Below are 23,574 nucleotides of genomic sequence, written 5' to 3' on the forward strand. Positions count from 1 at the left end.
GATGGATTCGGAATGGGCAGTACTGTTTTAATGTTTTGCCGAGGAAGGAAGACCTACTCCGCGATGGCCTTGGCCACTTCCGAGGCGACCGAGATCTGCGAGACCTCGCTCTCCAGGGTGTTGGCGCAGGCCAGCTTGTCCACGTACTTTTTCAGGTTGTCCAGCGCGTTGCCGACGAAGAGACCGTGAGTGCAGGCGGCCATGACCGTGCGGGCACCCAGGCGCTTAAGCTCCTCCGTCGCGGCGATGATCGTGCCGCCGGTGGAGATGATGTCGTCCACGATGAGAACCTTGCGTCCCTTGGCGTCGATGTTCTTCGGTGTCATATGCACATGCGTCCCCGACAGCCTGGTCTTCACCAAGTAGTCCCAATCGACGCCCAAGCGAGCCGCGGTCCATCCTGCCCTCTTCAGAGCGCCCTCGTCCGGAGCGATCACTAGGTCCACGCCGAACTCCTTGAAGAAATCGGCCACGCAATTGGCGGCGTGCACGTCCACGACGTCCGCCTTGGTGAACCACTCCATGATCTCCGGGTTATGGATGTCGATTAAAACAACTTTGTCCGCGCCCAGTTGAATATGGTCGACCATGACTTTCGCCGAGAGCGGCTCGCCGCGGTTGAAGCGCTCGTCCTGACGAGCGTAACCAAAGTAGGGAACGACGCAGGTGACCTTCTCCGCCCCTAAGGCGCGGGCGGCGTCCTGTAAAAGGAAAAGCTCGATCAGCTTCTCGTTGGGGTAGGAGTTCTGCACGATGACCACCTCGCCGTGCAGGGCCTCGCGGTCTATGCGCGCGTACGTTTCGCCGTCCGGGAAGGTCTTGGTGATGCCCTGGATATACTCGCCGTTGAGCTCTTTGGCCAGGTCCTTGGCCAAATTGGTGGAGGCGGAGCCGCCTATGACTTTCATCGCCCGGAGATTAGGTTCCCGATAAATAAGGGATTCCTCGGGCCTGGGTGCCGTTCGGGCCATCGCTCGGCAACAATATTAACGGACCAGCTGCGGTCCTCCCCAAGCTATTTATCGTGTTTGCCATATATCTCAAACGGATGGGAAATGCAAACCAATTCTATTTCAGAATCCAGCGGTAAGGCTGTCCTGCCCTCGGATGACGAGGAGGAACCGGTCGTAGAGGAAGAGGTCCTGGACGACGACGTCGAGGACGTCGGCACTCCGGACGAGGAGGTGGTGCACCGCGAACGGAAACCGTCGAAGCACACCCTCGAGGACCCGGTATACGGCCACCTGGAAGGCATGGGCATCATCTACGGCAACGTGCAGGCGACCTCCTTCCACCTAAGGGTCTTAGGCGACCTGCAGAAGATGGACTACGTGCAGGTGGTGCACCAATCGCACGGCTGGGTGCTGGGTCAGGTCTCCGACATGGAACGGAAGACCGACCTGACGCTGGAGAAAGCGAAGCAGATAAGCGATGGCATGGCCGTCGACATCGACGAGATCGTCATCGCCCAGATAACGATCCTAGGTTACCGGGACGAGCGCAAGTTGTTGCAAGTGCCCCGTTCACCGTTCAAGGCCGGGGACATGGTCTACCGGGCTAGGGACCAGCTGATCAGGGATGTCATTGGCCTCAAGGAAGGGACGCCCACCGGGGCGTACATCGGCAAGTTGTTCGGCTACGACATCAACATCGAGGTGGACATCAACGCCATGGTGCAGAAGCACGTGAGCATTCTCGCCAAAACGGGCGGCGGAAAGAGCTTCCTGTGCGGCGATCTGGTCGAAGAATTGATGAAGCACGACGTGACCGTGCTCATTCTCGACCCGCACGGAGAGTACGGCGCCATGCGCGACGTCGGCTCGGTGATGCCGGGCAAGAAGGACTTCGGCGTAACGCCCCAGGGCTTCGCCGACAAGATAATGGAGTTCGCCACCGACATCACGATCAACAAGGGCGCCAAGCCTTTGAAGTTCACCCTGGCAAACATCGACGCCCGCGATCTGTTAGCGCTCACTTCCATCAAGAACGGGAAAGTCTATTTGAACGCGTTGCGGAAAGCGATAGACGGCCTGAAGGCGGTCAAGAAGGACTACGGACTGAAAGAGATAATAGCCATGCTGGAGTCCGACGAGGACGCCAACAACCAGACTCTCATCGCCGAACTGGCATACCTGAACGAGGTGAACATCTTCGCTCCGCAGGGCACCAAGATCGACGAGCTGATATCCCAAGGGATGACCACCATCATCAATCTGAAGGGGACGCCGCCGGACATACAGGAGCTTATCGTCACCCGATTGTGCACGGCCTTGTTCGAGCTGCGCAAGCAGGGCAAGGTCCCGCCGATGATGATGATCGCCGAGGAGGCGCACAACTTCTGCCCCCAGCAGGGCGTGACCTCCTGTTCCAAGATATTCCGCACCATAGCGGCGGAGGGCCGCAAGTTCGGTCTCGGGCTGACGATAATATCTCAAAGGGCGGCCAAGATCGATAAGAACGTGCTGTCCCAGTGCAACACCCAGATGATACTCAAGGTCACCAACCCCAACGACCTGAAGGCCATCGTGGCCTCCGTGGAAGGGTTGCAGGCCGGAATGGACATGGAGATCCAACGGCTGCCTATAGGCGTGGCCCTGGTCATGGGCGGCAACATCCAGATGCCGTTGTTCGTGGAGGTCCGTCCACGCCAGAGCCGGCACGGCGGGGAGAGCGTGGAGATCATCCCCTCCAAGAGGCTGTGAGATGAGGGACACCATCTCCAAGGAGCATCTCGGCAAGTACCTGGCGATAACGAAGCGTGCCTTGGACAAGGTCAAGGTGGCCGCGCCGGAGCGCTCGTACAACCGGAAGCTGGCGGAATCGTTCCTCGAAATGGCGAGGACGTACTACGCGGACGCGGTGCACTTCGCCGAGCAGGGCGATTACGTGAACGCGTTCGCTTCGGTGAACTACTCGCACGGATGGCTGGACTGCGGCGCCCGGATAGGATTATTTGACGTAGACCAGGACGACCAGCTGTTCACCCTGTACGAGTGATTTTTCTCAGAGGAGCTTCGGCCCCTTAAGGTCCACGGAGCAGCGGAACGTTTCCCCGTAAGCAGACAGAGCTTCGGCCAGAAGGTCCATGTCCGGCCCGGTGGCGAAGACGGAATTGCCGATCATGGCCTGGCTGGCCCAGCCCCACTTCTTCGCTTCCCAGACCGCGCGACGGACCTCGGGCGTAGCCAGACCGGAACCTTCCATGAACTCATTGGACAAGCGGAAGAAGTTCTCGAAGGTCGGTTCCTGGATGAGCCGGTCCACGCAGCCCGCGCCCACGGCGTTGAGCTGCTCGCGGACGCTCGGCTTGCTCAGCATATCAGCGGTCGGTATGGACGGGCCGACCACGGTCAATATCAGGTCCATTCGGCCGCTCATCCGCTTGACGTCACCGATAGGCGGCAGCCCCGGCTTGCGACGGATCTCCACCCCGGCGCGCATTATGCCAGAAACGTCTCCCATGCCCGTGCGGTTGGCTATCTCCGCGGCGTGCGCCGCGGCGTAGGCCTCATTCTCCGATAGTCCTAACAGATGTACCAAGGCCCAGGCGGCCGAGAGCGAACCGGCGGCGCTGGTGCCAAAGCCCTGCGCCAACGGCAACTGCAGTTCGTTGCGCACCTGCACGTCGAGCTGCCGGTCCTTTAAAAGCGAGCGCACCGCGTGCGCTGTGACCGGCGCGTCGACCTTCAGACCGTTGAGCCAGGTGTCTATCTTCCCCGTGCCCTCGGTCACCTCCACATCGCTGATGACGCCTAAGGACAAGCTCAGTCCAGCTCCGCGGGAGCCGCAGGCCATGACATCCTCGTGCTGGCACACCTGGAACAAACCGGTGACATGTCCGGGGCAGAACGCTTTCGCCTTCATAATTTGGAGATCTCCTCGATTATCTTTTGCGCCACGAGCGACTTGCTGCCTTCCATCACGACCTGCCCCTTTGGTTTTACGAACACGACCATGGTGCTTCCGGTCTTGACGTCCTTCAGGTCGTTGGCGACCACGGCCTTCAGTCCGTTCCTCTTCAAGGAGGCACGGGCCTCGGCCACCAGCTCCTCTATCATCACTTCAGACTCGGCCTTGAATCCTATGACCTTGTCGCATTTCTTCCGGATGAGCGGGAGCATCTTGGGCACGCTCTTCAGCTGCAGCGTGGTGACCTTGGCCTCCGAGGGCAGCTTTCCCCCCTTGTGGTCCAATGTGAAATCTGAGAGAGCTGCGGGCACCAGCACCAGGTCATGCTTGACGTCCCTGATCATTCCCTCCAGGTCCGCCACGGCCTCGAAGCGCCTATTGTTTATGAACGACGGTAACGGAACGCTGCAGCGGCCCATCCATAGCTCGACGTCAGCTCCCTGATGATAAGCTGCCAGAGCCAGTTCCACGGCCGTCTCGCCCGTCCCGCGGTTGGTGATGATGCGCATGTCGTCCATATGCTCGGCGGAGGAGCCACCGACAATGAGGACCTTCTTCCCTTTCAGCGTCCCTGCGGCCAGCTGGCGTATGGTGGCGTGCACTATCTCGTCCAACGTGGCGATCTTGGCCTTCTTCCCTTCCAGGCGCGGGCCGACGAAGATAACGCCGGCTCTCTTCAGCTTCTCCATGTTCTCGGCCACCATGGGGTTGTGGAACATGGCTCCGTGCATGGCCGGGGCGATAAGAATGGGAACGCCCGAGCCCAGAGCGACCGTGGCCATCGTCGTCACCGTGGTGTCGTCGATGCCGCAGGCGATCTTGGAGATGGTGTTGGCGGTGCTGGGAGCGATCAACAGGAGGTCGGCCCGACTGAGAGTATCCCCCATAAGTGTAACGTGCTGCACCCAGCCATCCAGTTCCGTTATCGCCTCCTCTCCGGTGGCGAAGGTCATGGCGCAGGGCGTGACCAGCTTCTGTGCCTCTTGCGTCAGGACAGGTATCACTCGGGCGCCGTGCCGCATGAGCTCTCTAGAAAGTTCGAAGCACTCCACGGCGGCGATGGAGCCGGTGATGCCCAGGACTATGGTCCTTCCTTTCAGCAACGAGGACCCGGTGCCCCTGATCGCTTCGGAGGGATGCATGCGTCTAAATTCGGAGGACTCGATTTAAACGTATGCCTGAACCGCCTTCTTGATCTCCTTGAAGACCTCGGCGATGGTCCCGCTGGAATCGATGACCGTCCAACCAGCCTCTTCCGCGAGCACGAGGTAGTTCTCCTGCACCTTCTTCAGGTACTCGCCGCGCTCGAACTTGCTCAGCTCGCCGCGATTGCCCACGCGCTTCATGGCCTTCTCCGGATCGACCGTCAGAAGAATGGTGACGTCCGGGTGACGGACGACAGGCCCGTTGAGGTTGAGCAGCCAAGCGAGAGCGTTGTCGCCCATCTCCGCCTCGAGGGCCGCCCCCTGGTACGCTACGGTCGAACCGTAATAGCGGTCGCAGACGACCGTCTTCCCTTCCTTCAGCCACTCGCTTATCTTGATCGTATGCTGGCAGCGGTCGGCGGTGAAGAGCAACGATTCAGTGCGCGGGTCCAAGTTCTCCTCGTTAGCGCGGCGCACCGCCATCCCCAGCCAGTCCGTGGTCGGTTCGGCGGTGAGGACGACGTTGCGTCCATCCGCTTCCAACCAGGTCTTGAGCTTCTTGCTCAACGTACTTTTGCCCGTGCCGTCGATGCCCTCCAGTACGATGAACGCGCCCATCACTCCCACGCTCATGCCTTGCCCCCCTTGCGCTGGTAGATCCTCCAGCTGAGTATGAGCTCCTTGGCCGCGTACACCTCGTCCACGCGGGAGATAGACGTGTTGCGCGGAGATGCTTTCGCATCCGCGGGGTCGCCGGTGGCTATATCGATCAATGCTTGAGCGTAACGGTCCAACGTTTCCTTGCTCTCCGTCTCCGTGGGCTCGATCATGAGCGCTTCCTCCACCAGGGAGGGGAAGTAGATGGTGGGGGTCATGAAGCCCCGGTCCAGCAACGCCTTGGCGACGTCGGTCGCGTGCACCCCCTTCTCCTTCGCCAATGTCTTCGCGGAGATCACGAACTCGTGCTTCCTCAGCTGGGCGAAAGGCATCTCGTACGTTCCAACGACCTTGCTCTTGAGGTAGTTGGAGTTGAGCACCGCCTTCTGCGAGACCTCTTTCAACCCATCGCCTCCGTTCACCATGATGTAGGCGTAGGCCCGGACGAGCACGGCGAAGTTGCCGTAGAGCGAGCGCACCTTGCCGATGCTATCTGACTTTTCGTAATCGAGGCGATACTTGCCGTCCTCGCTCTTTATGCGGGGAATGGGCAGGTAGGGCTCCAGGAAAGCCTTGACGCCGACAGGTCCGGCTCCCGGTCCGCCACCGCCATGGGGCGTGGCGAAGGTCTTGTGCAGGTTGAAATGCACGATGTCGAAGTTCATGATCCCCGGTGAGGTCATACCCATGATGGCGTTGAGATTGGCGCCGTCGTAATAGAGCAGCGCCCCGGCGCCGTGCACCAGTTCCGCCAATTTCGTTATATCCTTCTCGAAGAGACCGAGAGTGTTAGGGTTGGTGACCATGACCGCTGCGGTGCGTTCGGAAAGCGCCGCCTTCAGCGCCTCCAGATCGACGCACCCATCCGGTCCGGACGGGATCTCGATGACGGTGAAGCCGGCCATGGCCGCGCTGGCCGGGTTGGTCCCGTGGGCGGAGTCGGGGATGATGACCTCCGTACGCTGCTGATCGTTGGCGGTGTGGTACGCTTTCGCCAGAAGCATCCCGGTGAACTCGCCGTGGGCCCCGGCCGCTGGCTGCAAGGTGACAGCGTCCATGCCGGATATGGCGCACAGGGCCTTCTCCAGCTCCCGTAGGAGCTGCAAAGCGCCCTGGATGGAATCTTCGTCCTGGCACGGATGAACGGACGTCACGGTCGACAACGAGCTCAGCTTGTCGGCGTACTTGGGGTTATACTTCATGGTGCACGAGCCCAGCGGATACATCCCGTTGTCCACGCCGTAGTTCATCTGGGAGAGGTTGACGTAGTGACGCACCACCTCCCTCTCCGGGAGGTCCGGCAGGCACAAGGACTCGCGGGCCATGCCCTCGGGGATCTTCACCTCCTCCTCGCTGGTCAGGCAGAAGTCGTTCTCTCCCTTCAGCTCGAAGATGAGCGGCTCGTCGTAGCGCGCCTGACGGTAGCTCATTGCGCAGCCTCCTTCAGGGCGACGATGAGGCGGTCCACGTCCGCCTCGCTGGTCATTTCCGTGGCGGTAAGCAGCATGTGCTCCGAAAGGCGCGGAACGTGCCTCTGCATGGGCATGCCGCCGATTATGCCGTGGCGCAGCAGCATCTTGTTCAGCTTCTCCGGGCGCACCGGCGTCTCCACCACGAACTCGTTGAAGTGCGCACCGTCGAACACCGGCGCCTCGTAACCGTCCAGCTCGTTGACGCGTTCCATGAGCGTCTTGGCATTCCTCATGTTGATGCGGGCGATGGAACGCAATCCTTTCGAACCGACCATGCCCAGGTAGGCGCTCACGGTCACGGCCATCAGCGCCTCGTTGGAGCAGATGTTGGACGTCGCTTTGCTGCGGCGGATGTGCTGCTCACGGGTCTGCAGCGTCATGCAGAAAGCCCGGCGCCCTTCCTGGTCTCTTGTCAATCCAATCAATCGTCCGGGCATCTTGCGCACGTGCTCCAGCTTGCAGGCGAAGAGGCCGATAAGCGGTCCGCCGACGTTCATCGGTAAGCCCAAGGGCTGCCCCTCGCCGATGACGATGTCCGCGCCGTACTCGCCGGGCGGCTTAACAAGCGCTAACGAAAGCGGGTTCACACCTACGACCAGCGGGACGTCGGGGAACTCCTTCTTGAGCTTGGGAGCTTGAGAATCGATGATCCCGAAAAGGTCGGGCACCTCGGCGTACAGCCCGCAGACGTCGGGTGTCATCTTCTGCTTGATATCGTCTATATCCAGTTCGCCAGTGAATGCGTCATAGCAGTACTCCACGATCTCCAGGTCGGCGCCGGCGACGTAGTTCTTCAGAACCGATTTCTTGTCCCAAGACATGGCCTCCGGCACCAGGAACGTTTTCTTCGGGGAAATGCGGTGGCACATGGTGGCCGCCTCGCCGAGCGCGGTGGCCCAATCGTAATTGGAGGAGTTGACGACGTCCATGGCGGTCAGTTCAGAGATGAAGCTCTGGTACTCGAACAGGGATTGCAGCATGCCCTGGCTGATCTCCGCTTGATAGGGCGTGTAGGAGGTGAGGAACTCCGAGCGGGAAGTGATGGTGCTGACGGCCGCGGGGATGAAGTGATGATAGATGCCACCGCCCAGGAAGCAGGGCGCCTGCTCCGCGGTGAGGTTCTGAGAGAGCATTTTCTGGATGATGCGCACGACCTCCATCTCTCCCTTGCCTGACGGCAACGGGATCCCGTCGATGCGCACTTCGTTCGGTATGTCCGAGAACAGCTCGTCCACGCTCTCGATCCCCAGTTCATCCAGCATCCTGCGGTCCAAGGCCATGATAACATGTCCTCTTACGCCGATATCCCGATAAATAGTTTATCTGGCTGGGACGCTGGCATGCAGAACCTTGTCATGACAGGGGTTCAGCCGCCCCGGTCCTGAACCTCTTGCACCAGGCGGGAGTAGAACGAGGCCAGGGACTGGACGTCCTTGATGTCCTTCCGGGCGACGGTGACTATTCTTTGCCTTAATACGTCGTCGTAGGGAACGGAGTTGGCCTTCAGGGCGTTCTTGAGCAGGCGGCACAGTTGTCCTCCTTTCCGGTCCCAGTCGGTCATTATGATCGCCTTCTTGTTCTCTCTAGCCAGTCGTTCGGCTACGGGAAACAAACCGTTGCTGCTCTGCACTTGAACGATCTCGCCGCGCACACCCAGGATGATTAGCGAGCCGCGGTCCTTCATGCCCTCTACCAAAATGACGACGTCCTCGTCGCGGGCTATCAGCTCGTCCACGACGGACTGCAACTTATCCAGCCTTTCCTTGGCGGAGAAAGTTGTCATTTGACCCCTCCCAAAACGGAACGCACTTTATCTGGGGATAATGGAATGGAAACGACCTTCATGCGCTGCAGGTGGCCGCGCACGACGGTGACCTTGACGCTAAGAATAGAAGAGAGAAGCTCCTCCACCTCCTCGTTCGCTTTACCGCCTTCCGGCGGCGTTCCGACCTTGACCACCAAACGGTGACGCCAAGGGTCGACGCTCTGCACTCCCGGGCTGCTGCTGTTTGGAGTAACGATAATGTCCAGCTCCGAGCCTTCGGCCGAGGGGCGCAGGCATTGGGATAGGTCCACGGAACGGAAATGACGAGGGGATTACTTAACCGTTGAGAGGCGCGCCAGGATGCCAGTTTTTGAGCGCCAAGGTCAGTTTCTTATATCAACAACCGAATCCGTGTGCGATGGCACAGCCTCTCGAGAAGATCAACTACAAGGAGGTCATGGAGGTCCACCGCAAGGAGCAGAAGACCGAGGATCTCATGGAGGTCAGGCGTGATCTCTACCCGGCGTACCGGGAGTTCCTGGAGGGGCTCAAGAAGGCCAGTGAAGAGGAGATAAAGAACGATCCGTACTCCTTTAAAGCCGGTACTTTGGCCAACGAGGTCAAAAAGGTCTCCACCAAGGGGCAGCAGATATTCTTCCTGCGCATGCGCAAGGTGGCCACCATGGCCACGCGAGCGTCGTCCGGGGCCAAGATCGACCTGGGGCGACTGACAGACGAGGAACGGGAGCTGTACGACCAGGTGCTGCGCTCTATTAACGAATGCAGAGAGCTGGCCATGGAGGGGAAGATGCCGGAAGCGCGTCCGAGCGCTCAGGTCGGTTCCGTCTGCGGGGCGGTGGACCAGGGGCAGCTGAGGCAAGCGCTGAACCTGGTGAACGGGAAGGACGCCAAAGATGACGCTGATGCGTCGAAGACGTTTGATAGGGTGTTGGTCCGGGTGCTGGAGGATTTGCCGGAGATTGCCGGGATAGATCGTCCTTATCGTCTGAACAAGAACGACGTGGTCAATCTGCCAGTGCCGATCGGCTGCGCGCTCATCAAGAGGGGGAAGGCGCAGGAGATCGTGCCCTTCTGGCGGAAGGCCGAGTGACGGTCGAGTCCGCAATGTTTATTTATGGAAATATGATTCCGTGGCTTACCGGGCCCGTAGCTCAGCTAGGTAGAGCAATCGGCTCTTAACCGATGGGCCGAGGGTTCGAATCCCTCCGGGCCCGCACCCATTCTTAAATTTCAGTGCACGAAGTCTACGCCATCTCCCGAAGACTCGCCCCGCGCGTTGACGGTCTCCCCAAGCTTGTACATCTTGATTCCCAGTTTACCCGCCACGTTCGTTGACATCGAGTCGACCATGAACTTCGATTTGGCGCCAGTGAAGATCAGCAGGACCTTGATCAGCCCCTCGTTCGCCGGCTCTATGGAGCAACCCCAGATGATCCTGGCCATTGGATCGACGCTCTTGCCCACGTACTCTGCGGCCTTCTGCGCCTCATCGACGGTCATATCCGGCCCGCCAACGATGCGTACCAGCGCGCCCTTCGAGTCCTTCACGGCGATATCACCAAGAAGAGGTGAGTTGATAGCTTCCTTGACCGCCTCCTTGACTGGATCGTCGGTGTCGTTTCTGTTCGCTTCTCCAATGCCTACGAAAGCCACTCCTCCCTCGTTCATGAGCGTGAGTATGTCCGAATAGTCAAGGTTCACGAGGCCAGGCTTGGTGATTATCTCCGTCAAGCCCTTGATCGTCTGCATAAGTACTTCGTCCGCCACCTTGAACGCCTGCTCGATCGGCAGTTTTGGCACCAGGTCGATTAGCCTGTCGTTCGGGACGACGATCGTAGTATCTGTGACGCGTGCCAGCTTTTCCAGGCCGTCCAGGGCGTTCTCCATTCTGATCGCGCCCTCGGCCTTGAAGGGCAGGGTGACAACCCCGATGGTCATGGCACGATATCGTTCCTTGGCCATCTGAGCGACATAATGCGCCGCTCCCGTACCTGTTCCTCCTCCCATTCCCGCGGTTATGAACACTATGTTCGCTCCATTGAGAAAATTGCTGATCTCGGTGTCGTTCTCCCGGGCGGCCTGCTCCCCCACCCTGGGTATCGCCCCCGCTCCCAGGCCGCGGGTGGTCGTCTTACCGATCAGTATCTTGGCCGGGGTTCGTATGGTCAGAAGATGCTTCACGTCGGTGTTGATGCCGCATAACTGTGCTCCATTTATGCCCTCGTCCACGCAGCGGTTTATGGTGTTGCATCCGCCGCCACCGCAGCCGATGATCTTGATGCAAACATCGAGCTGTTGGGCGATCTTCCTTATCTCTTCATCGGCAGGGGAGCATTCCGTCGCCGCTTTCTCCTGAGCCGGCGTTTTCAACTTATTGCTCTCAAGGCTCGCTAGAGCGCTCTTGACTAATGAGTTTGGCATAGTGCATCCCAATAATTAATTGGATGTCGCATGATAAAAATCTATTTATTGCATAAGCAATAATTTTCAAAAATAATGCAATGTTGCAAAAAATAATATAATTTATGACACAATACAATAAAACGATGGACGAAACGATAGAAATGCCCTATGCAATTTCACTGGTGGGATCCAGACCTGAATCTGTAATGAGGTCACTGATATCCCAGTTGAGGTCCATAAAAACGTTGGTCCTCTTCCATTCTGCACATCCCATTTCGATGGCCGCGGCGAACTCCATATCCATGACCTTGCACGATGTCGGGATAAAAGTGGTAAAAAATCAAATTGAAGACGTGTTCAACTTTTTTGAGGTCTTCTTGTCAGCCGATTATATCTGCTCGAAATATGGGGAACCTGCTTGGGTCAATGCCACCGATGGTCCGGGGCTGGGGGCTTCCGCCTTAACGACGTTCGCCACCATACACGGTATCGATTTAGTATCATATGACGAAGAAAAGGATGCGACTTTTTTAGTCCATCTCACCGAGCTTAACGAACTATTGCAGTGCAGTGTAAAGTTCAAGAGATTGTTGGAGGAGATAATAAGAAATGATAATTGCTCAATGGGGCAAATTTGTTCCAATCTTATTATTTCCAGATCCACGGCATCGAGACAACTGAAAACGCTCCGCAGGTTAAATTTGATAAACATATCAGGATCTGGACGAGGCCGATCTCCGTTCATAATATCAATGACCGCCTGGGGCAGACAATTTTGCCAATATTCAGGAATGGATTGATTTCATATCTTATGGTGCTAAGATCGAAGCTGGGAACAATTGGCGTGGAACGTGACCGAATTCGTTGCCGCCACCGTTCAGACACGATTCCGACGCCTTTTCATTGAATATTCAACCAAAATATAAATTTCATTTTATTATTATAATTTCCTACAGATTACCAAAATGCCGTTAATGGAAAGAAAAAAGAGGAACTAGATATACATTCTTGCGATACCCTCCGGGCTTGCCATTAGGCATATCCAGTCACCTCAAATTTTTTGTCAATCAGGGGGTTTTTTGCACCGGCCTGTTCCGAGGGAGGTGTGGCAAACGCGTTATGAATCCTCTCTACGGTCTTGTCCTCTTCGATGCGCCGATAGTACCTCTTTGTCGTTACGGTAGAGGAGTGCCCCATGGAATAGGACACATCCTCTAGCAGCTCTGGGTGGTCCTTCATCACGATCTGCAGGAAGGTCGCCCAGAAGGTCTTCAAGGAGAATTGCTCAAAGCCCGCTGGCAAACGAGCCCCAATCACTTTCTTGAAGCGACGAAAGGAGTTGCTGGAGTAGATGCACGGATTCGATCTCCCCCGCACCGAGGGAATGAGCGGTGCAGCATCCTCGTCGAACCCATACTTCTCCAGGTAAGCCTTACGAGCTTTAAGGAATTTAACGATGGCCAGTCTGGCCGGAGGAAGGATCACGGCTTTCCTCTCCCTCCCATACTTGCCCTTCCCCTTAGGATTCTTGATCTTGATGAAAATCATGTCGGGGTTCAGATCCTTCAGGTCAGCCAGTCTTAGTTCAGACGGTCGAAGACCGGTATTGGGCAGTATGACCACCAAGAAGCGACACACCTCGCCCGTCCATCCCTTTATTCCGTTAGCCGCCTCCTGTATATCTTCCAGCTCGTCCGAAGATAGGCTTCTTACCTCCTTGGTAATTCGCATGCTGAACTGGGTGCCCTTTTTCTTTAATTAGCAAATAAGTTCTAAACATAATCTGTATTTGTGCAAGATCCCCAACGGTTTCCTGAATTTTTTGTTGAGTTGTAAAAAAGAATGTTGTGGCGAATGTCACTATTCCAAGGGTTCCAAATAAGGCCGATAGTGCAGTATTATTTTCACGACCAAAATGAAGTACATATAATATCAGAACGATTCTAATAGCTTTGACTATCCAATTAATGGTAATATTTAAAAAAAATGCCAATTCTTGGAATAAAACAGATCTAGAAAATCTTTTCTCAACAACTTCTCTTTCAGTTCTTCCTGCTCTCTGAATATGATTTGATTTCTTATCCCGGTCTGGTAGTGAGCTTCATTGCAGAGATCTCGCTAACCTTATGGCTTCTGGTCAAGGGAGTGAGGGACAATGGGCAGACTTCGATGGAGGCTGGCTGATCCTCAATAATCATTCCTTTTGCTCGATTGGAAGATGTACTCGGAAGGGGTGATAATGAGCATGGATAGCGGAACCGGCGAGATATTCGAAGGGGCCATACGCATCACCGAGCAAAAGCCATTGGAACTACTGGACAAAGTGGAACTGTAAGAATGAACAAGCTCGTTCCCCTCTAAACCAACAAGAACAGTAATTTCAGCCGTGCAAAATCATAGAAACATAAATTGCGACTTTGTTTTTGAGTTTGAAACACATTCAAATCAAAACTCAATTCCACAATCTCTTGGATGGATCCGCGGAGCTGGCTAGTAATAGTTTGAACTCACGAGACCTAACAACATTTCCAACATTCCAGACTTATCACAAATTACTTTAAGAGGACGCGGTAATCAATATTGTTGGGTATGAACATGGCAGGAACAAAGGCTGGAAAAAGAACGAATGCATCTACTAAAATCGACAAAAATCGAGAGGTCAAGACCCCAGCGGAGGAGGTCAAGCCACCAACCGAGCAGGAGCAATCCCTCGTTCCAACTCCAGAGCAGGGGAGTGAAGAGCCTAACATCTCAAGCATCACCGAGCAACCCACACCGGAGATAGATGCTTCAACGAAATCCAGAACCTATAGCTCAGGGTTTGGTTGGGTGATTATTGATGGAAAGAAATTCAACAACGATGTCGTTGTCCTAATGGATGGTTCTGTTGTCAAAAGGGAGAAGAACCTATCCCGGGATAAGAAAGCGAAGTACGGCCATACGCCATTGACCCGCAAAGAGCTTCTCCCACTTCTCAAGAATAAACCAGACCTGATAGTCATCGGAACCGGTCAGAATGGGGCGATGCCGATTACACCCAAGGCCGAAAAAATCCTCAAGGACAACAAAAGTTTCATCGGACCTACGCCGGACGCGCTCGATTGTATGCAGAAGAATGGAAGAAATGTGGTAGCACTGTTGCACGTCACGTGCTGAATGGTATTGCCTCGACCCGCCTTTATTCAAAGGATTGATTGGCATAGCCTCCTCGTGGTTGAGAAAGAAATCTAGGGCTATTTATCAGTTAAAGCGAATGTTCCAGAAAGATTCCTGCACCAGTATCATGCTTGCCATTCAAGTCTAGAGAAGACATCGAAAGGATTGTTAGATTTTGTTATTTCTGTTCTATAGTTATGACGATCTTACCCCGAGCCTTTCCATCTTCGAAATACTGGAATGCCTCCGCAACATCATCCAGATGGTACTGTCTATCTATGAATGACACCACCTTACCATCTTTAAGAAGCTCGCTAACAACAGCCAGGTCTTCCTTCCTCAACTTTGCCGTCAAGCTGCCCATTTTCTTGTTGCCGGTCATTGAGATCAATGGCCCAAGCAACAGCGCCTGGGATATTTGAGCGCCAGAACCTCCGCTCATGACGTAGATCCCTTTGGGACTTAATGCCCGCTTGTAATCTGAGATTCGACGATATCCGTTGGCGCCAATGATCAGGTCATAGTGATGGCCATTCTTAGTCAAATCTTCCTTAGTGTAATCAATGACGTGATCTGCCCCGATCGAGCGTGCAATTTCCAAATTCCTCGTGCTGCACACCGCGGTTACCTCGGCCCCGAACGATTTAGCGATCTGCACTGCGAACGTACCTACGCCGCCCGACGCCCCATAAATCAATACCTTTTGACCCGGCCGAATCTTTCCTTTGTCACGAAGGCCCTGAAGAGCGGTGATTGCAGCCAAAGGTGAGGCCGCCGCTTCCTCGAATGTTATGTTGGCCGGTTTCAACACAAGTGCATCTTCGGTGGCACATGCAAATTCGGCATAGGCACCCCGACCACACTCAGCTAGGTTCCCGAAAACCTCATCACCTGGATGGAACTGCCTAACCTCCTTGCCGACCGCTTCGACCCGACCGGCCACGTCCGATCCAGGTATCTTGTTTTTAGGCTTCAGAAGCCCAGAGGCCATTATACGGACGACGAACGGTTTGCCTCTGATCATGATCCAGTCAGCTTTGTTTATGGATGCCGCATGGACTTTTATAAGCACCTCATTTTCCTTCGGAACAGGTTTTTCCACCTCCTTGAGCTGAAGAACTTCCGGTGGCCCGTATTTTGAGCATACAACTGCTTTCATGAATGTTCCCCCGAAGCGATTGCGGATGGATTAAATCCTTTAACTATCAGCCATGCGGCAAGAACCATTTCTTGCGGGAGTATTGGAAGATTCAAAATGATCTGTTCCGTTGAAAAAGGATCTATGGCACCGAACATGGTCAATACGCATGATAACATGGTCAATATGGCAGCGACAAGACCCCAGCCCGATAACCATCGAGGAACTAGTTTTGTTCGATAAAATATGATATAATATAGCATACACCCTATAGAAAAGGCCAGCAGCGCCCCAACATTGGCCACCCAACGATATCCTGCTAGTAACAACGCTCCCAAGGTTTGGAAATACGATGAATCCGGAGCTCCAGCTTCTACAAATTGATGGCTTAATGTTATTAGTAGTAGCAGACCGCACACAGCAACAAAACGTAACACTCCCTCAATAGTCCTGAAACCAACCGCTCCAAGAGCTAGACCTCCATTGTATTTTCTTAGCACTGGATACAGTGAAATAGCAATACCAGTAGCGGCAGCACCACCGATAAACAAAAGAAGGGCTCCTGCTGCCACTAAGCCTCCATTTGCAGAAACATCAACAAGGTAATTCGTAGCATTTATAGGTCCCAGGAATGAGATGCTTAGTATATCCACGCCCGTTGCAATTATAAATAAAACTCCCGTAATTATTGCGTTCTTTCGGTAATATCCTTCTGTCATTCTAGTCACTTCTCCACGTAAGTCGCTGAAGGACATTCATTGCTTACTCCCCCGAACCATCTTAGATTCCTCAGATTTATTGGGATGCTCCAGATCGCTCATGGCAAGGTCCATTCTTAGCTCGCCATTGCTTCCAATCACTTCCAGAATGACGTCTTCCAAGAATCGAGCTCGTTTCAGCGATCCAATAGAGCCTTCGATAAGGACTTTTTCGTCTCTGTCCAAGGATACGTTCTTCACATCCCCTTTCGATTTGAGTTCGATGGTGAACATCCGTTTGTCTTTTCCATTTCTTGTTTGGGTCATTTTCAAATCTCAAATCAGTTAAGCGCGAACCATGGTTGATAATCTTTATTTGATTCGGATGTGTTGCTATTAGCAGTTATGTGTAGGTGTTACATTTGGTGAAAACGAACGTCGATGAGGACCGCCTCTCCGACATTCTCATACAGTTATCCAACGCAGACAGGCGGAGGATAATTGAGGTTCTTCAGACGAAGAAGCTCAAGCTAAACGAAGTTGCAAAGGAGCTGGATATCACTGCTACAGAGGCGTTCAGGCAGTTGCAGCGGTTGACGGATGCTGGCCTCTTGGAGAAGACCTCTGATGGCAGATACCGCTCCACCCCATATTCGAGGCTCATCCAAGAATCCTCCACCGCCATGGACTTTCTTTCCAAACATAGGGAGTATTTCTTAGACCATGATACGTCGCTCATTCCTCCTCAATTCCGCGCCAGGTTCGGAGAGCTCTCGAAGACCGTACTTCATACTGAGGCGGTCCCCAACATCAACACCGGCAGCGAGGTCCTCAAGAGCGCCGAGGAGCGGATCGACGTGATCGGCGAACATCGCTTGGAGCAGCATGTCCAGATAGCCAAACAGCGCTCGTTGGAGGGAGTGAAGGTCAGGACCCTGTTGCAGGAAAGCAACATTGAGAGCATGAAAGAGGAGATCATCTCTGTTAAGCAATCGCTGGAGAGGAGATTCATCCCCCGAGTTTGCGCTGTCATGATAATGACCGAAAAAATAGTCGGGATTGCGTTACCGAGGTTGGATGGAAAGATGGATTACCAGGTCTTCGCCGGTAACGATTCAGAATCAATGAGATGGGCCAGCGACCTATTTGAAGATCAATGGAATAAGGCCAAGCCATGGCACCCTTAGGACGACTCCAGGATCGGTCCACCGAAGAACCCGTTCAGGATCCCGGCCACGGCGTACAGGGCGTTGAGGTATCATTTTTCCAATCTATATACTACCCCCGTACTATACTACTGGGGTAATATACAATTCCGAAAAAAGGCCCACCCATACCTGTTAACACTTACTTATGATCCCTTACTCGTACTGGTTACGTCGTAAGGAAAAAGGCCTGCCTATCGTTCAGGTCTAATTAAGACAGAAAAATGATACCTCTTTATTTTATTACTGAAGTTGTCAGTCCTAATCTTTACAATTGAAAATGCTACAGACATACATTATCATTTTCTAAAAACTGAAAATTCTGAGAGTTTAGTCAATAACCAGGATATTATTATAAATCTTCAAACGCTATATTTTAAAGGCTGATCAAATGACCAATACGTACTCCCTTCTTGCGATTAACGATCTGGTGCTGAAAAAGAAGATATTGTCTTTACACGAGCACTATGATGTGGAAGATATAAATGGGACTAAATTGGGGGAAGCCGAAGGCAATCTGGTTCAGATTCCCGCCAAATTCACTCTCAAGGACACCAATAATTCGGAGCTGATGCATCTCGGCGGGAAAGTGTTGTCGATCCGAGACCAGTTCACTTTGTATGACGGATCTGGAGCAGAGTTGGGAGTTATAAAGAAAAAGATTATCAAGTTGATCGGAAGAGAGTATTGGATAGAGAAAAACGGAGTCGAGGTGATGCGTATCTTTGGGAACTTCACCGATCACGACTACCAGATGCAGATCAACGGCGCTCAGGTCGCTATGGTGCATAGGAGATGGTTCTCTGTCCGAGATAAGATTGGTGTCTCGATTACAGGCATGGTAGATCATAGGTTGGTAATTGGAGCTGTGATCGTGATTGAGCACCTGGAAGTGAAGGAGAAATAACATCAAACGTTCATTGAACTAAGTATATACTGCATAAAGCCAGTGCACGCGCTTGAATGATCTATAGATACGCTTCCAGACCATGATGTTTATTACATTTCTTTGTATTGTAGTTGCAATGACTGGTTTAATGGACAACAAATCTCCCAGGGCCCACTATTATTCTGGCCTTAATATCTCATAGCTTATGAAGATTCAAAGCGGTCCTCAATTTTGGCAAGGAGAAGTGTTATCTGTTGCAAGTCATTTCGCTCTCTGTCATGAGCAATGATAGGCTGAATAAGATGGATTTAATTCGAAAACATTTCTCCAGCCAGAGCGATGATTATGATCAGGATATTATCAAATGCATACCGAGCTACATCACCATGCTCGCAGCTGTAGTCGGTTCGCTGCCATTTGACGAGAGCGAGGTGTTGCATATAATCGATTTAGGAACTGGGACCGGCGCCCTGTCAAATAGGGTCATGCAGCGTTTCCCCAACTGTAAGCTCACCTGCGTGGACATGACATGTGAGATGCTTGAGAAGGCGAAGCTCCGGTTAGTGGATAGTGCGGACATCACGTACCTGGAGAAAGACTTCTATGACCTTGAATTGCAGGAGGGCTGTGATGCGGTCGTTTCGTCCCTGGCGCTTCATCATCTAATGACCAATGATGATAAACGCTCCTTCTATGCGAAGGTGTACCGTTCCTTGCGTCCGGGAGGTGTGTTCGTCAATGCCGATGCCGTACTATCGACAGATGAATGGATCGAAGACCTTTACATGAGGAAATGGGTGGAGTTCATGCGCGTAAGCATGGATGAGGATGAAGTGAAAACGTTGCTTGAAAGGTGCAGGAGAGAAGACTCCTTTCCATGCTTGATGGACCAACTCAGGTGGCTCATAGATGCTGGATTCTCCAAGGTTGATGTGATTTGGAAAGATCACATGAGTGCCGTGGTCTGGGCGAGACGATGAATAATATGAATTGATAAAGAAAGAACAATAATGGGTTTACCTTTTTATTCCTCCGAGACAGGATTTTCGAAAAGATGGAGCAGATTCGTGTTTAGCCAGTCATTTTTCCGTATACAAATCCCCCGTTATCCACAACAACCAATAAAAACGGTAACTATTTTTTACTGTTTATTTGGCTAGTTATCACATAAAAACAGTAGAACAGTAAAACGATTACTATTTTTAATTAGTAAAAATAAGAATAAAGGGTTTATTGAAAGCGTTTCCCTCCAAGAGCGATTTGCGCTAATCTTACTTTTTCTCCACGACCCAGCGGCAATATGAATCTCCCTTGGTCATGAAATGCGTGGCGTGAAATTTAAAGTCGGGACTCACAACTGCAGCCATTCCTTGACATGCACATGTTAGCGACAGGCATGCCTCATAAGGAGCCTTAGAGAGTGGGCAGCCAGTGATAACTTTTACTACCTTTTTCGGTGAAGCCTCTTCTATGCGACCTTGGATGCCCATCATGCCCTCCCAAAAGTTAACTAAGGAACCCAAAGCGATAGCGTCCTTGCTTGTAATCTTGAGCTTCTTGTTTAACTCCTCTGTACTCTCCTTCCCAATCATTTCCATGGCTGGCCCATAGGCTTTCATAGCATTCTCAGAACCCATTGCATGAGTCATTGTTCCAACGGCGGCCAGCCACCATTTGACCATCGCATCACTCATAATAGCCGTAGCCTCTTGCGGGCCAACCTCATATTTCGGTAATTCAGCCATTTGATCAACCTCCCCTTCCCATCCCTATAAAACTAGAATTTGTCGTTCCTATCAATTTATGCATAATCAAAATCATCAAATGTCTAAGAATAAATTGTAATATTTTATTATTAATCTCTTTAAACCTCTGCTAAGATTCGTTAAACGATTTCCTTACCTTAAAAGGAGATTACAACAGCCAGTACCATGAATGACCATTTATTCCCTATTCTTACCAATTAAAAATCAGGGATAATTGAAGGTTAGACATAAAGAATAAAGGGCAATACATCCCACTATCCCAATAAAATTAACAATAATAAATTCATCATATTATTATAATATCAAATAGATTATCACAATGCCGTTATTAGAATTAAAAAAAGAATGACTGGACATGCTTCATGGCGATACCCTCCGGGCCCGCCATTAGGCATATCCATTCGCGTGGAATATTGGGGAAAAGTTCTGTTAGAAAAGAGGTATATACCACTACTTGACTTTTTTTATATGATATGAGGGCCCCGGTCCCGACATCGATTTCCGTTCTTTTCGTCGTTATCTTGCTGCTCATCGGTATCTTTGGCAACCTTCCCACTTCTCAGGCGGAGGAGCCATTGGTACCCCCGCCCCAAATTCAAGAAATTCACATTTATGACTTACCTGTCGATGCCTATGGAATGAAGCTCAACGAGCAATGGGCCCTTGTCATCGATCACGGGGGCATGATGACGGACATAGGGGCCAGGAACATGACCCAGAACGGTACCTTAAACGCGGATTACGTCTTCGACATCCACTATAACCTCGGCAATCATTCCAATTATATAGCCCAATTCATGATGATGTACGTGACGTTCGTAATAGGGAATCAGACCATGAACGTGCCATTGAGGAGCTGTGACGATATTATACTGACACGCACACCCATCCAGTATGACGGGGCTGTGCCCACGTTTTGGTGCAATATCACTTACAAGGACATCGACATCTATCCCGGCACCTCTATCAACTCCACCTTCGACTTGACGTTGTGCCATCATTTCGTCTGCGGATGGAACGAGACGAGCGTCAAGGTGGAGGCGATATTCGGCCTGAGCAACGTCACGTTGATCAACCCATGGAACGATACCGAGTTCGGTGCTGGCCAGCCCTACGCCGTTGAGATCCGTTATACCATGACGGTTGGTGATCCAAACGCGGCATCGATCGAGGAGAGAATAATGACCCCCACGGGTCATACAAACACCAGCCTTGAATATAACCTGACACTGGAGAACGGGCAACCCGTAACCCTATCGAAATTGACTATGAAGGACGATTTCTGGGTGTTCAATGCGAGCGGATCCTCCACATCGATCGGTTTTTCAACGATAGAATTTAGCCGAATATCTAATGTCACCCACGGTTTCCCCAGCCTCGTCTACAAGGACGCCTTGTCGATAAAGAGCGACCCAGAGATCACGGTCTTCCATGACAACGTCAGTGCAGGCAATGATAATGATATCAATGATACGAGCAAATCGACCGATTGGGTATCAATAATTGTGGTTGTCGGGGTCGTCGGGGCAGCGGTTGCGACCATCCTCTTTGTGAAAATAAGACAAAAGAAACGGTAATGTAAAGGCACACCTTTTAAAAAAATTAGCACCGAATGGATATGTATGATGATGGGCCCGATCGAGCCCGAATCTCAAAGCGTCTCGACATGCCAATACGCGCAAAGATTCATGGTCTACACTTACAATAATTTTGTAAATGATGAGAATAGCTGTCGTCGGGATTGGAGCTGAAGGTGGCTTCTTCGGAGCACTTCTCGCAAATGCTGGGAACGATGTAACCCTAATCGCTAGGGGGGCAAACCCTGGATGCCCTGAGGACTAATGGCCTATTCGTCAAATCCAACTCACTCGGAGACATCAAAATATCTGTGAAAGCAACTGATAGGCCCGCCGAAGTTGACCCCGTTGACCTAATCATGTTCTGTGTGAAGACCTACGACCTCGACTCCGCCGCGCAGCAGATGTCACCACTTATCAGGAAAGGAACCGTCATAATCCCAGTTCAGAACGGCGTAGAGGCTGCTGACCGCATCGGGAAGATAGTCGGATTAGAGCATCTCCTCGGAGGAGTCTCATGGGTGAGCGCCAGAGTCGAGAAACCAGGTGTTATCATACACGGAGGTTCAACGAGGCTAATATTCGGGGAACTCGCAGGAGGCGTGACAAGGCGCACAGAAGAGATCTCCAAAGTTCTCAAAGAAGCTAATATCGTCGCCGAGCTTCACCCAAATATCCGCCATGCATTGTGGGAGAAGATGGTCTCCAACTCAGCAGCCAGCGGGATCTTTTCATTGATTAGGCTCCCAGCAGGACCTATCAGAGATTACCCTGATTCTATGCAGCTGCTACGCGATACTATGGAGGAGAACGTCGTTGTGGCAAAGGCATGTGGGGTCGCTATACCTGAAAGATTTGTCGATGATACTATGAAGATGTTAGAGGGCTATGCGAATTGGGTAAGACCGTCTATGCTGGTCGACCTCATGGCGGGCTATCGGCTGGAACTTGACGCTACAATCGGCACCATCGTTCGACTGGGTCGAGAGAATGGAGTCGAGACTCCCATCAACTCCACTATTTACAGGGCGCTCCTACCTCATTTAAACGGGGCATCCCCAAATCCAACTCCTCCTGAAGATGGATAATGCTGACGGACCCTCATTCCTCGTATGAATTATCGAGCAATTCTATTTTCATAGCCCGAACCTCACCGCATTCCGAATAGGTCCTCGATAAAAAAAGAAATGGTAAGAGGTTTCGGATCCAAGGAGAACCGCCCCCCCTAACTTGCGAGTATGTGCACAAGTGTATACAGATCCATTCCTGGAGGGAAGAATTGTAATACTGGTATCATCTCAGTGGTCATCTCTGGAACGCGCTTGTCGAGGAACTGCTTGACCTCCTCTGGCTTCTCCGTTTCATAAATGCACCAAGCGCCGGTCTGCCGTGCGTCTGTGAAGCTGTAAACAATAGCTGAACCTTTTGGGAGGTTTGGTAATGCCTCTACTATCTTTCTACCTACGACCTTAAAATTTTCTTTCTTCCAGGTGTGCAACGCCAAGAAATGTGACATTTTTCACCTCAAATATTATTTTCCTCATTAAGATATTTTTACTCTCTATCTCGTCATTTTATTGCTTACATCCTCCTTTTTCCATCCCTAATAAATCAAGAATTTGTCGTTCCTATCTATTTATGCATCATCAAATTCGTCAATTGTCTAAAAAAATTGTAAGGGTTTTATCAATCTCTCAAAAACCTCTGCTAAGATTCATTAAGCGATTTTTCTTTATAATTTTTTCACTTTAGGAAATTTTGATACTCTATCCA

Annotated in this window: 25 protein-coding genes and 1 tRNA gene; 11 read left to right on the forward strand and 15 right to left on the reverse strand. The window is 52.2% G+C overall.

Features of this window, described 5'->3' with window-relative positions; translation table 11 throughout:
- Positions 1 to 53 precede the first annotated feature (53 nt).
- Positions 54 to 908, reverse strand: a complete 855-nt coding sequence (locus NT131_06440) for a ribose-phosphate diphosphokinase (GenBank protein MCX6651275.1) — start codon at positions 906 to 908, stop codon at positions 54 to 56.
- Positions 909 to 1,055: 147 nt separating this feature from the next.
- On the opposite strand from NT131_06440, the gene NT131_06445 reads away from it, so the two are divergent.
- Positions 1,056 to 2,702 carry an ATP-binding protein gene (locus NT131_06445; protein ID MCX6651276.1) on the forward strand — a complete coding sequence of 549 codons (1,647 nt, stop codon included), beginning with the start codon at positions 1,056 to 1,058 and terminating at the stop codon, positions 2,700 to 2,702.
- A gap of 1 nt (position 2,703) precedes the next feature.
- Positions 2,704 to 2,997: a DUF357 domain-containing protein gene (locus tag NT131_06450; protein MCX6651277.1), complete on the forward strand. Its 294-nt coding sequence runs from the start codon at positions 2,704 to 2,706 to the stop codon at positions 2,995 to 2,997.
- Positions 2,998 to 3,003: 6 nt separating this feature from the next.
- Here NT131_06450 and NT131_06455 read toward each other — a convergent pair whose 3' ends face one another.
- The 7 genes from NT131_06455 to NT131_06485 all read right to left on the reverse strand — a co-directional run bounded on the left by NT131_06455 (position 3,004) and on the right by NT131_06485 (position 9,259).
- The gene (locus tag NT131_06455; protein ID MCX6651278.1) at positions 3,004 to 3,864 is read right to left on the reverse strand and encodes a pantoate kinase; all 861 of its coding nucleotides are present in this window, start codon (positions 3,862 to 3,864) and stop codon (positions 3,004 to 3,006) included.
- Positions 3,861 to 5,051 (reverse strand): bifunctional phosphopantothenoylcysteine decarboxylase/phosphopantothenate--cysteine ligase CoaBC, encoded by a 1,191-nt coding sequence (gene coaBC / locus NT131_06460; GenBank protein MCX6651279.1) that lies wholly within the window; start codon positions 5,049 to 5,051, stop codon positions 3,861 to 3,863. Before coaBC ends, NT131_06455 begins: the two co-directional genes overlap by 4 nt.
- A gap of 24 nt (positions 5,052 to 5,075) precedes the next feature.
- Positions 5,076 to 5,687: a dTMP kinase gene (gene tmk, locus NT131_06465; protein MCX6651280.1), complete on the reverse strand. Its 612-nt coding sequence runs from the start codon at positions 5,685 to 5,687 to the stop codon at positions 5,076 to 5,078.
- Positions 5,684 to 7,141, reverse strand: a complete 1,458-nt coding sequence (gcvPB, locus tag NT131_06470) for an aminomethyl-transferring glycine dehydrogenase subunit GcvPB (protein MCX6651281.1) — start codon at positions 7,139 to 7,141, stop codon at positions 5,684 to 5,686. Before gcvPB ends, tmk begins: the two co-directional genes overlap by 4 nt.
- Positions 7,138 to 8,463 carry an aminomethyl-transferring glycine dehydrogenase subunit GcvPA gene (gene gcvPA, locus NT131_06475; protein ID MCX6651282.1) on the reverse strand — a complete coding sequence of 442 codons (1,326 nt, stop codon included), beginning with the start codon at positions 8,461 to 8,463 and terminating at the stop codon, positions 7,138 to 7,140. The genes gcvPB and gcvPA overlap by 4 nt, the downstream gene beginning before the upstream one ends.
- A gap of 86 nt (positions 8,464 to 8,549) precedes the next feature.
- A complete protein-coding gene (locus tag NT131_06480) occupies positions 8,550 to 8,966 on the reverse strand; it encodes a Toprim subdomain protein (protein ID MCX6651283.1) in 417 nt (138 codons plus the stop codon).
- The gene (locus NT131_06485) at positions 8,963 to 9,259 is read right to left on the reverse strand and encodes a DUF167 domain-containing protein (GenBank protein MCX6651284.1); all 297 of its coding nucleotides are present in this window, start codon (positions 9,257 to 9,259) and stop codon (positions 8,963 to 8,965) included. The genes NT131_06480 and NT131_06485 overlap by 4 nt, the downstream gene beginning before the upstream one ends.
- A gap of 107 nt (positions 9,260 to 9,366) precedes the next feature.
- Here NT131_06485 and NT131_06490 point away from each other — a divergent pair, with 107 nt between their 5' ends.
- Both NT131_06490 and NT131_06495 read left to right on the forward strand, forming a co-directional pair.
- The gene (locus NT131_06490) at positions 9,367 to 10,059 is read left to right on the forward strand and encodes a hypothetical protein (GenBank protein ID MCX6651285.1); all 693 of its coding nucleotides are present in this window, start codon (positions 9,367 to 9,369) and stop codon (positions 10,057 to 10,059) included.
- Positions 10,060 to 10,109: 50 nt separating this feature from the next.
- Positions 10,110 to 10,183 (forward strand) — tRNA-Lys (locus NT131_06495).
- A 16-nt stretch (positions 10,184 to 10,199) separates the two neighbouring features.
- On the opposite strand, the gene ftsZ is transcribed toward NT131_06495, so the two are convergent.
- The gene (ftsZ, locus tag NT131_06500; GenBank protein ID MCX6651286.1) at positions 10,200 to 11,390 is read right to left on the reverse strand and encodes a cell division protein FtsZ; all 1,191 of its coding nucleotides are present in this window, start codon (positions 11,388 to 11,390) and stop codon (positions 10,200 to 10,202) included.
- Between the two features lie 125 nt (positions 11,391 to 11,515).
- On the opposite strand from ftsZ, the gene NT131_06505 reads away from it, so the two are divergent.
- Complete coding sequence (locus tag NT131_06505; protein ID MCX6651287.1) at positions 11,516 to 12,172, forward strand: helix-turn-helix domain-containing protein; 657 nt, start codon at positions 11,516 to 11,518, stop codon at positions 12,170 to 12,172.
- Positions 12,173 to 12,404: 232 nt separating this feature from the next.
- Here NT131_06505 and NT131_06510 read toward each other — a convergent pair whose 3' ends face one another.
- On the reverse strand, positions 12,405 to 13,103 hold the full coding sequence (locus tag NT131_06510; protein ID MCX6651288.1) for a site-specific integrase: 699 nt from the start codon (positions 13,101 to 13,103) through the stop codon (positions 12,405 to 12,407).
- 864 nt (positions 13,104 to 13,967) lie between these two features.
- Between NT131_06510 and NT131_06515 the strand changes: the two genes are divergently transcribed.
- Complete coding sequence (locus NT131_06515; protein MCX6651289.1) at positions 13,968 to 14,528, forward strand: hypothetical protein; 561 nt, start codon at positions 13,968 to 13,970, stop codon at positions 14,526 to 14,528.
- A gap of 178 nt (positions 14,529 to 14,706) precedes the next feature.
- On the opposite strand, the gene NT131_06520 is transcribed toward NT131_06515, so the two are convergent.
- From NT131_06520 to NT131_06530, 3 genes are read right to left on the reverse strand one after another with little or no spacing between them, the layout of a single operon-like run.
- Positions 14,707 to 15,687 carry an NAD(P)-dependent alcohol dehydrogenase gene (locus NT131_06520; protein ID MCX6651290.1) on the reverse strand — a complete coding sequence of 327 codons (981 nt, stop codon included), beginning with the start codon at positions 15,685 to 15,687 and terminating at the stop codon, positions 14,707 to 14,709.
- Entirely contained in the window at positions 15,684 to 16,421 is a 738-nt protein-coding gene (locus tag NT131_06525; protein ID MCX6651291.1) for a DUF4386 domain-containing protein, read from the reverse strand. The genes NT131_06520 and NT131_06525 overlap by 4 nt, the downstream gene beginning before the upstream one ends.
- Positions 16,422 to 16,691: a hypothetical protein gene (locus NT131_06530; GenBank protein MCX6651292.1), complete on the reverse strand. Its 270-nt coding sequence runs from the start codon at positions 16,689 to 16,691 to the stop codon at positions 16,422 to 16,424.
- 98 nt (positions 16,692 to 16,789) lie between these two features.
- Here NT131_06530 and NT131_06535 point away from each other — a divergent pair, with 98 nt between their 5' ends.
- From NT131_06535 to NT131_06545, 3 genes are all read left to right on the forward strand, one after another.
- Complete coding sequence (locus tag NT131_06535; GenBank protein MCX6651293.1) at positions 16,790 to 17,551, forward strand: helix-turn-helix domain-containing protein; 762 nt, start codon at positions 16,790 to 16,792, stop codon at positions 17,549 to 17,551.
- Between the two features lie 409 nt (positions 17,552 to 17,960).
- Positions 17,961 to 18,476 carry an LURP-one-related family protein gene (locus NT131_06540; protein MCX6651294.1) on the forward strand — a complete coding sequence of 172 codons (516 nt, stop codon included), beginning with the start codon at positions 17,961 to 17,963 and terminating at the stop codon, positions 18,474 to 18,476.
- A gap of 260 nt (positions 18,477 to 18,736) precedes the next feature.
- The gene (locus tag NT131_06545; GenBank protein ID MCX6651295.1) at positions 18,737 to 19,438 is read left to right on the forward strand and encodes a class I SAM-dependent methyltransferase; all 702 of its coding nucleotides are present in this window, start codon (positions 18,737 to 18,739) and stop codon (positions 19,436 to 19,438) included.
- Positions 19,439 to 19,729: 291 nt separating this feature from the next.
- On the opposite strand, the gene NT131_06550 is transcribed toward NT131_06545, so the two are convergent.
- On the reverse strand, positions 19,730 to 20,203 hold the full coding sequence (locus tag NT131_06550; GenBank protein ID MCX6651296.1) for a hypothetical protein: 474 nt from the start codon (positions 20,201 to 20,203) through the stop codon (positions 19,730 to 19,732).
- Between the two features lie 659 nt (positions 20,204 to 20,862).
- Here NT131_06550 and NT131_06555 point away from each other — a divergent pair.
- Together NT131_06555 and NT131_06560 are read left to right on the forward strand one after the other, a co-directional pair.
- Positions 20,863 to 21,801, forward strand: coding sequence for a hypothetical protein (locus NT131_06555; protein MCX6651297.1), 939 nt, complete (start codon positions 20,863 to 20,865; stop codon positions 21,799 to 21,801).
- A 245-nt stretch (positions 21,802 to 22,046) separates the two neighbouring features.
- Positions 22,047 to 22,889, forward strand: coding sequence for a 2-dehydropantoate 2-reductase (locus tag NT131_06560; protein ID MCX6651298.1), 843 nt, complete (start codon positions 22,047 to 22,049; stop codon positions 22,887 to 22,889).
- Between the two features lie 137 nt (positions 22,890 to 23,026).
- On the opposite strand, the gene NT131_06565 is transcribed toward NT131_06560, so the two are convergent.
- Positions 23,027 to 23,317, reverse strand: coding sequence for a hypothetical protein (locus NT131_06565; GenBank protein ID MCX6651299.1), 291 nt, complete (start codon positions 23,315 to 23,317; stop codon positions 23,027 to 23,029).
- Positions 23,318 to 23,574 lie beyond the last annotated feature (257 nt).

The sequence above is a fragment of the Methanomassiliicoccales archaeon genome, from assembly GCA_026394395.1.
Lineage (GTDB): Archaea > Thermoplasmatota > Thermoplasmata > Methanomassiliicoccales > UBA472 > UBA472.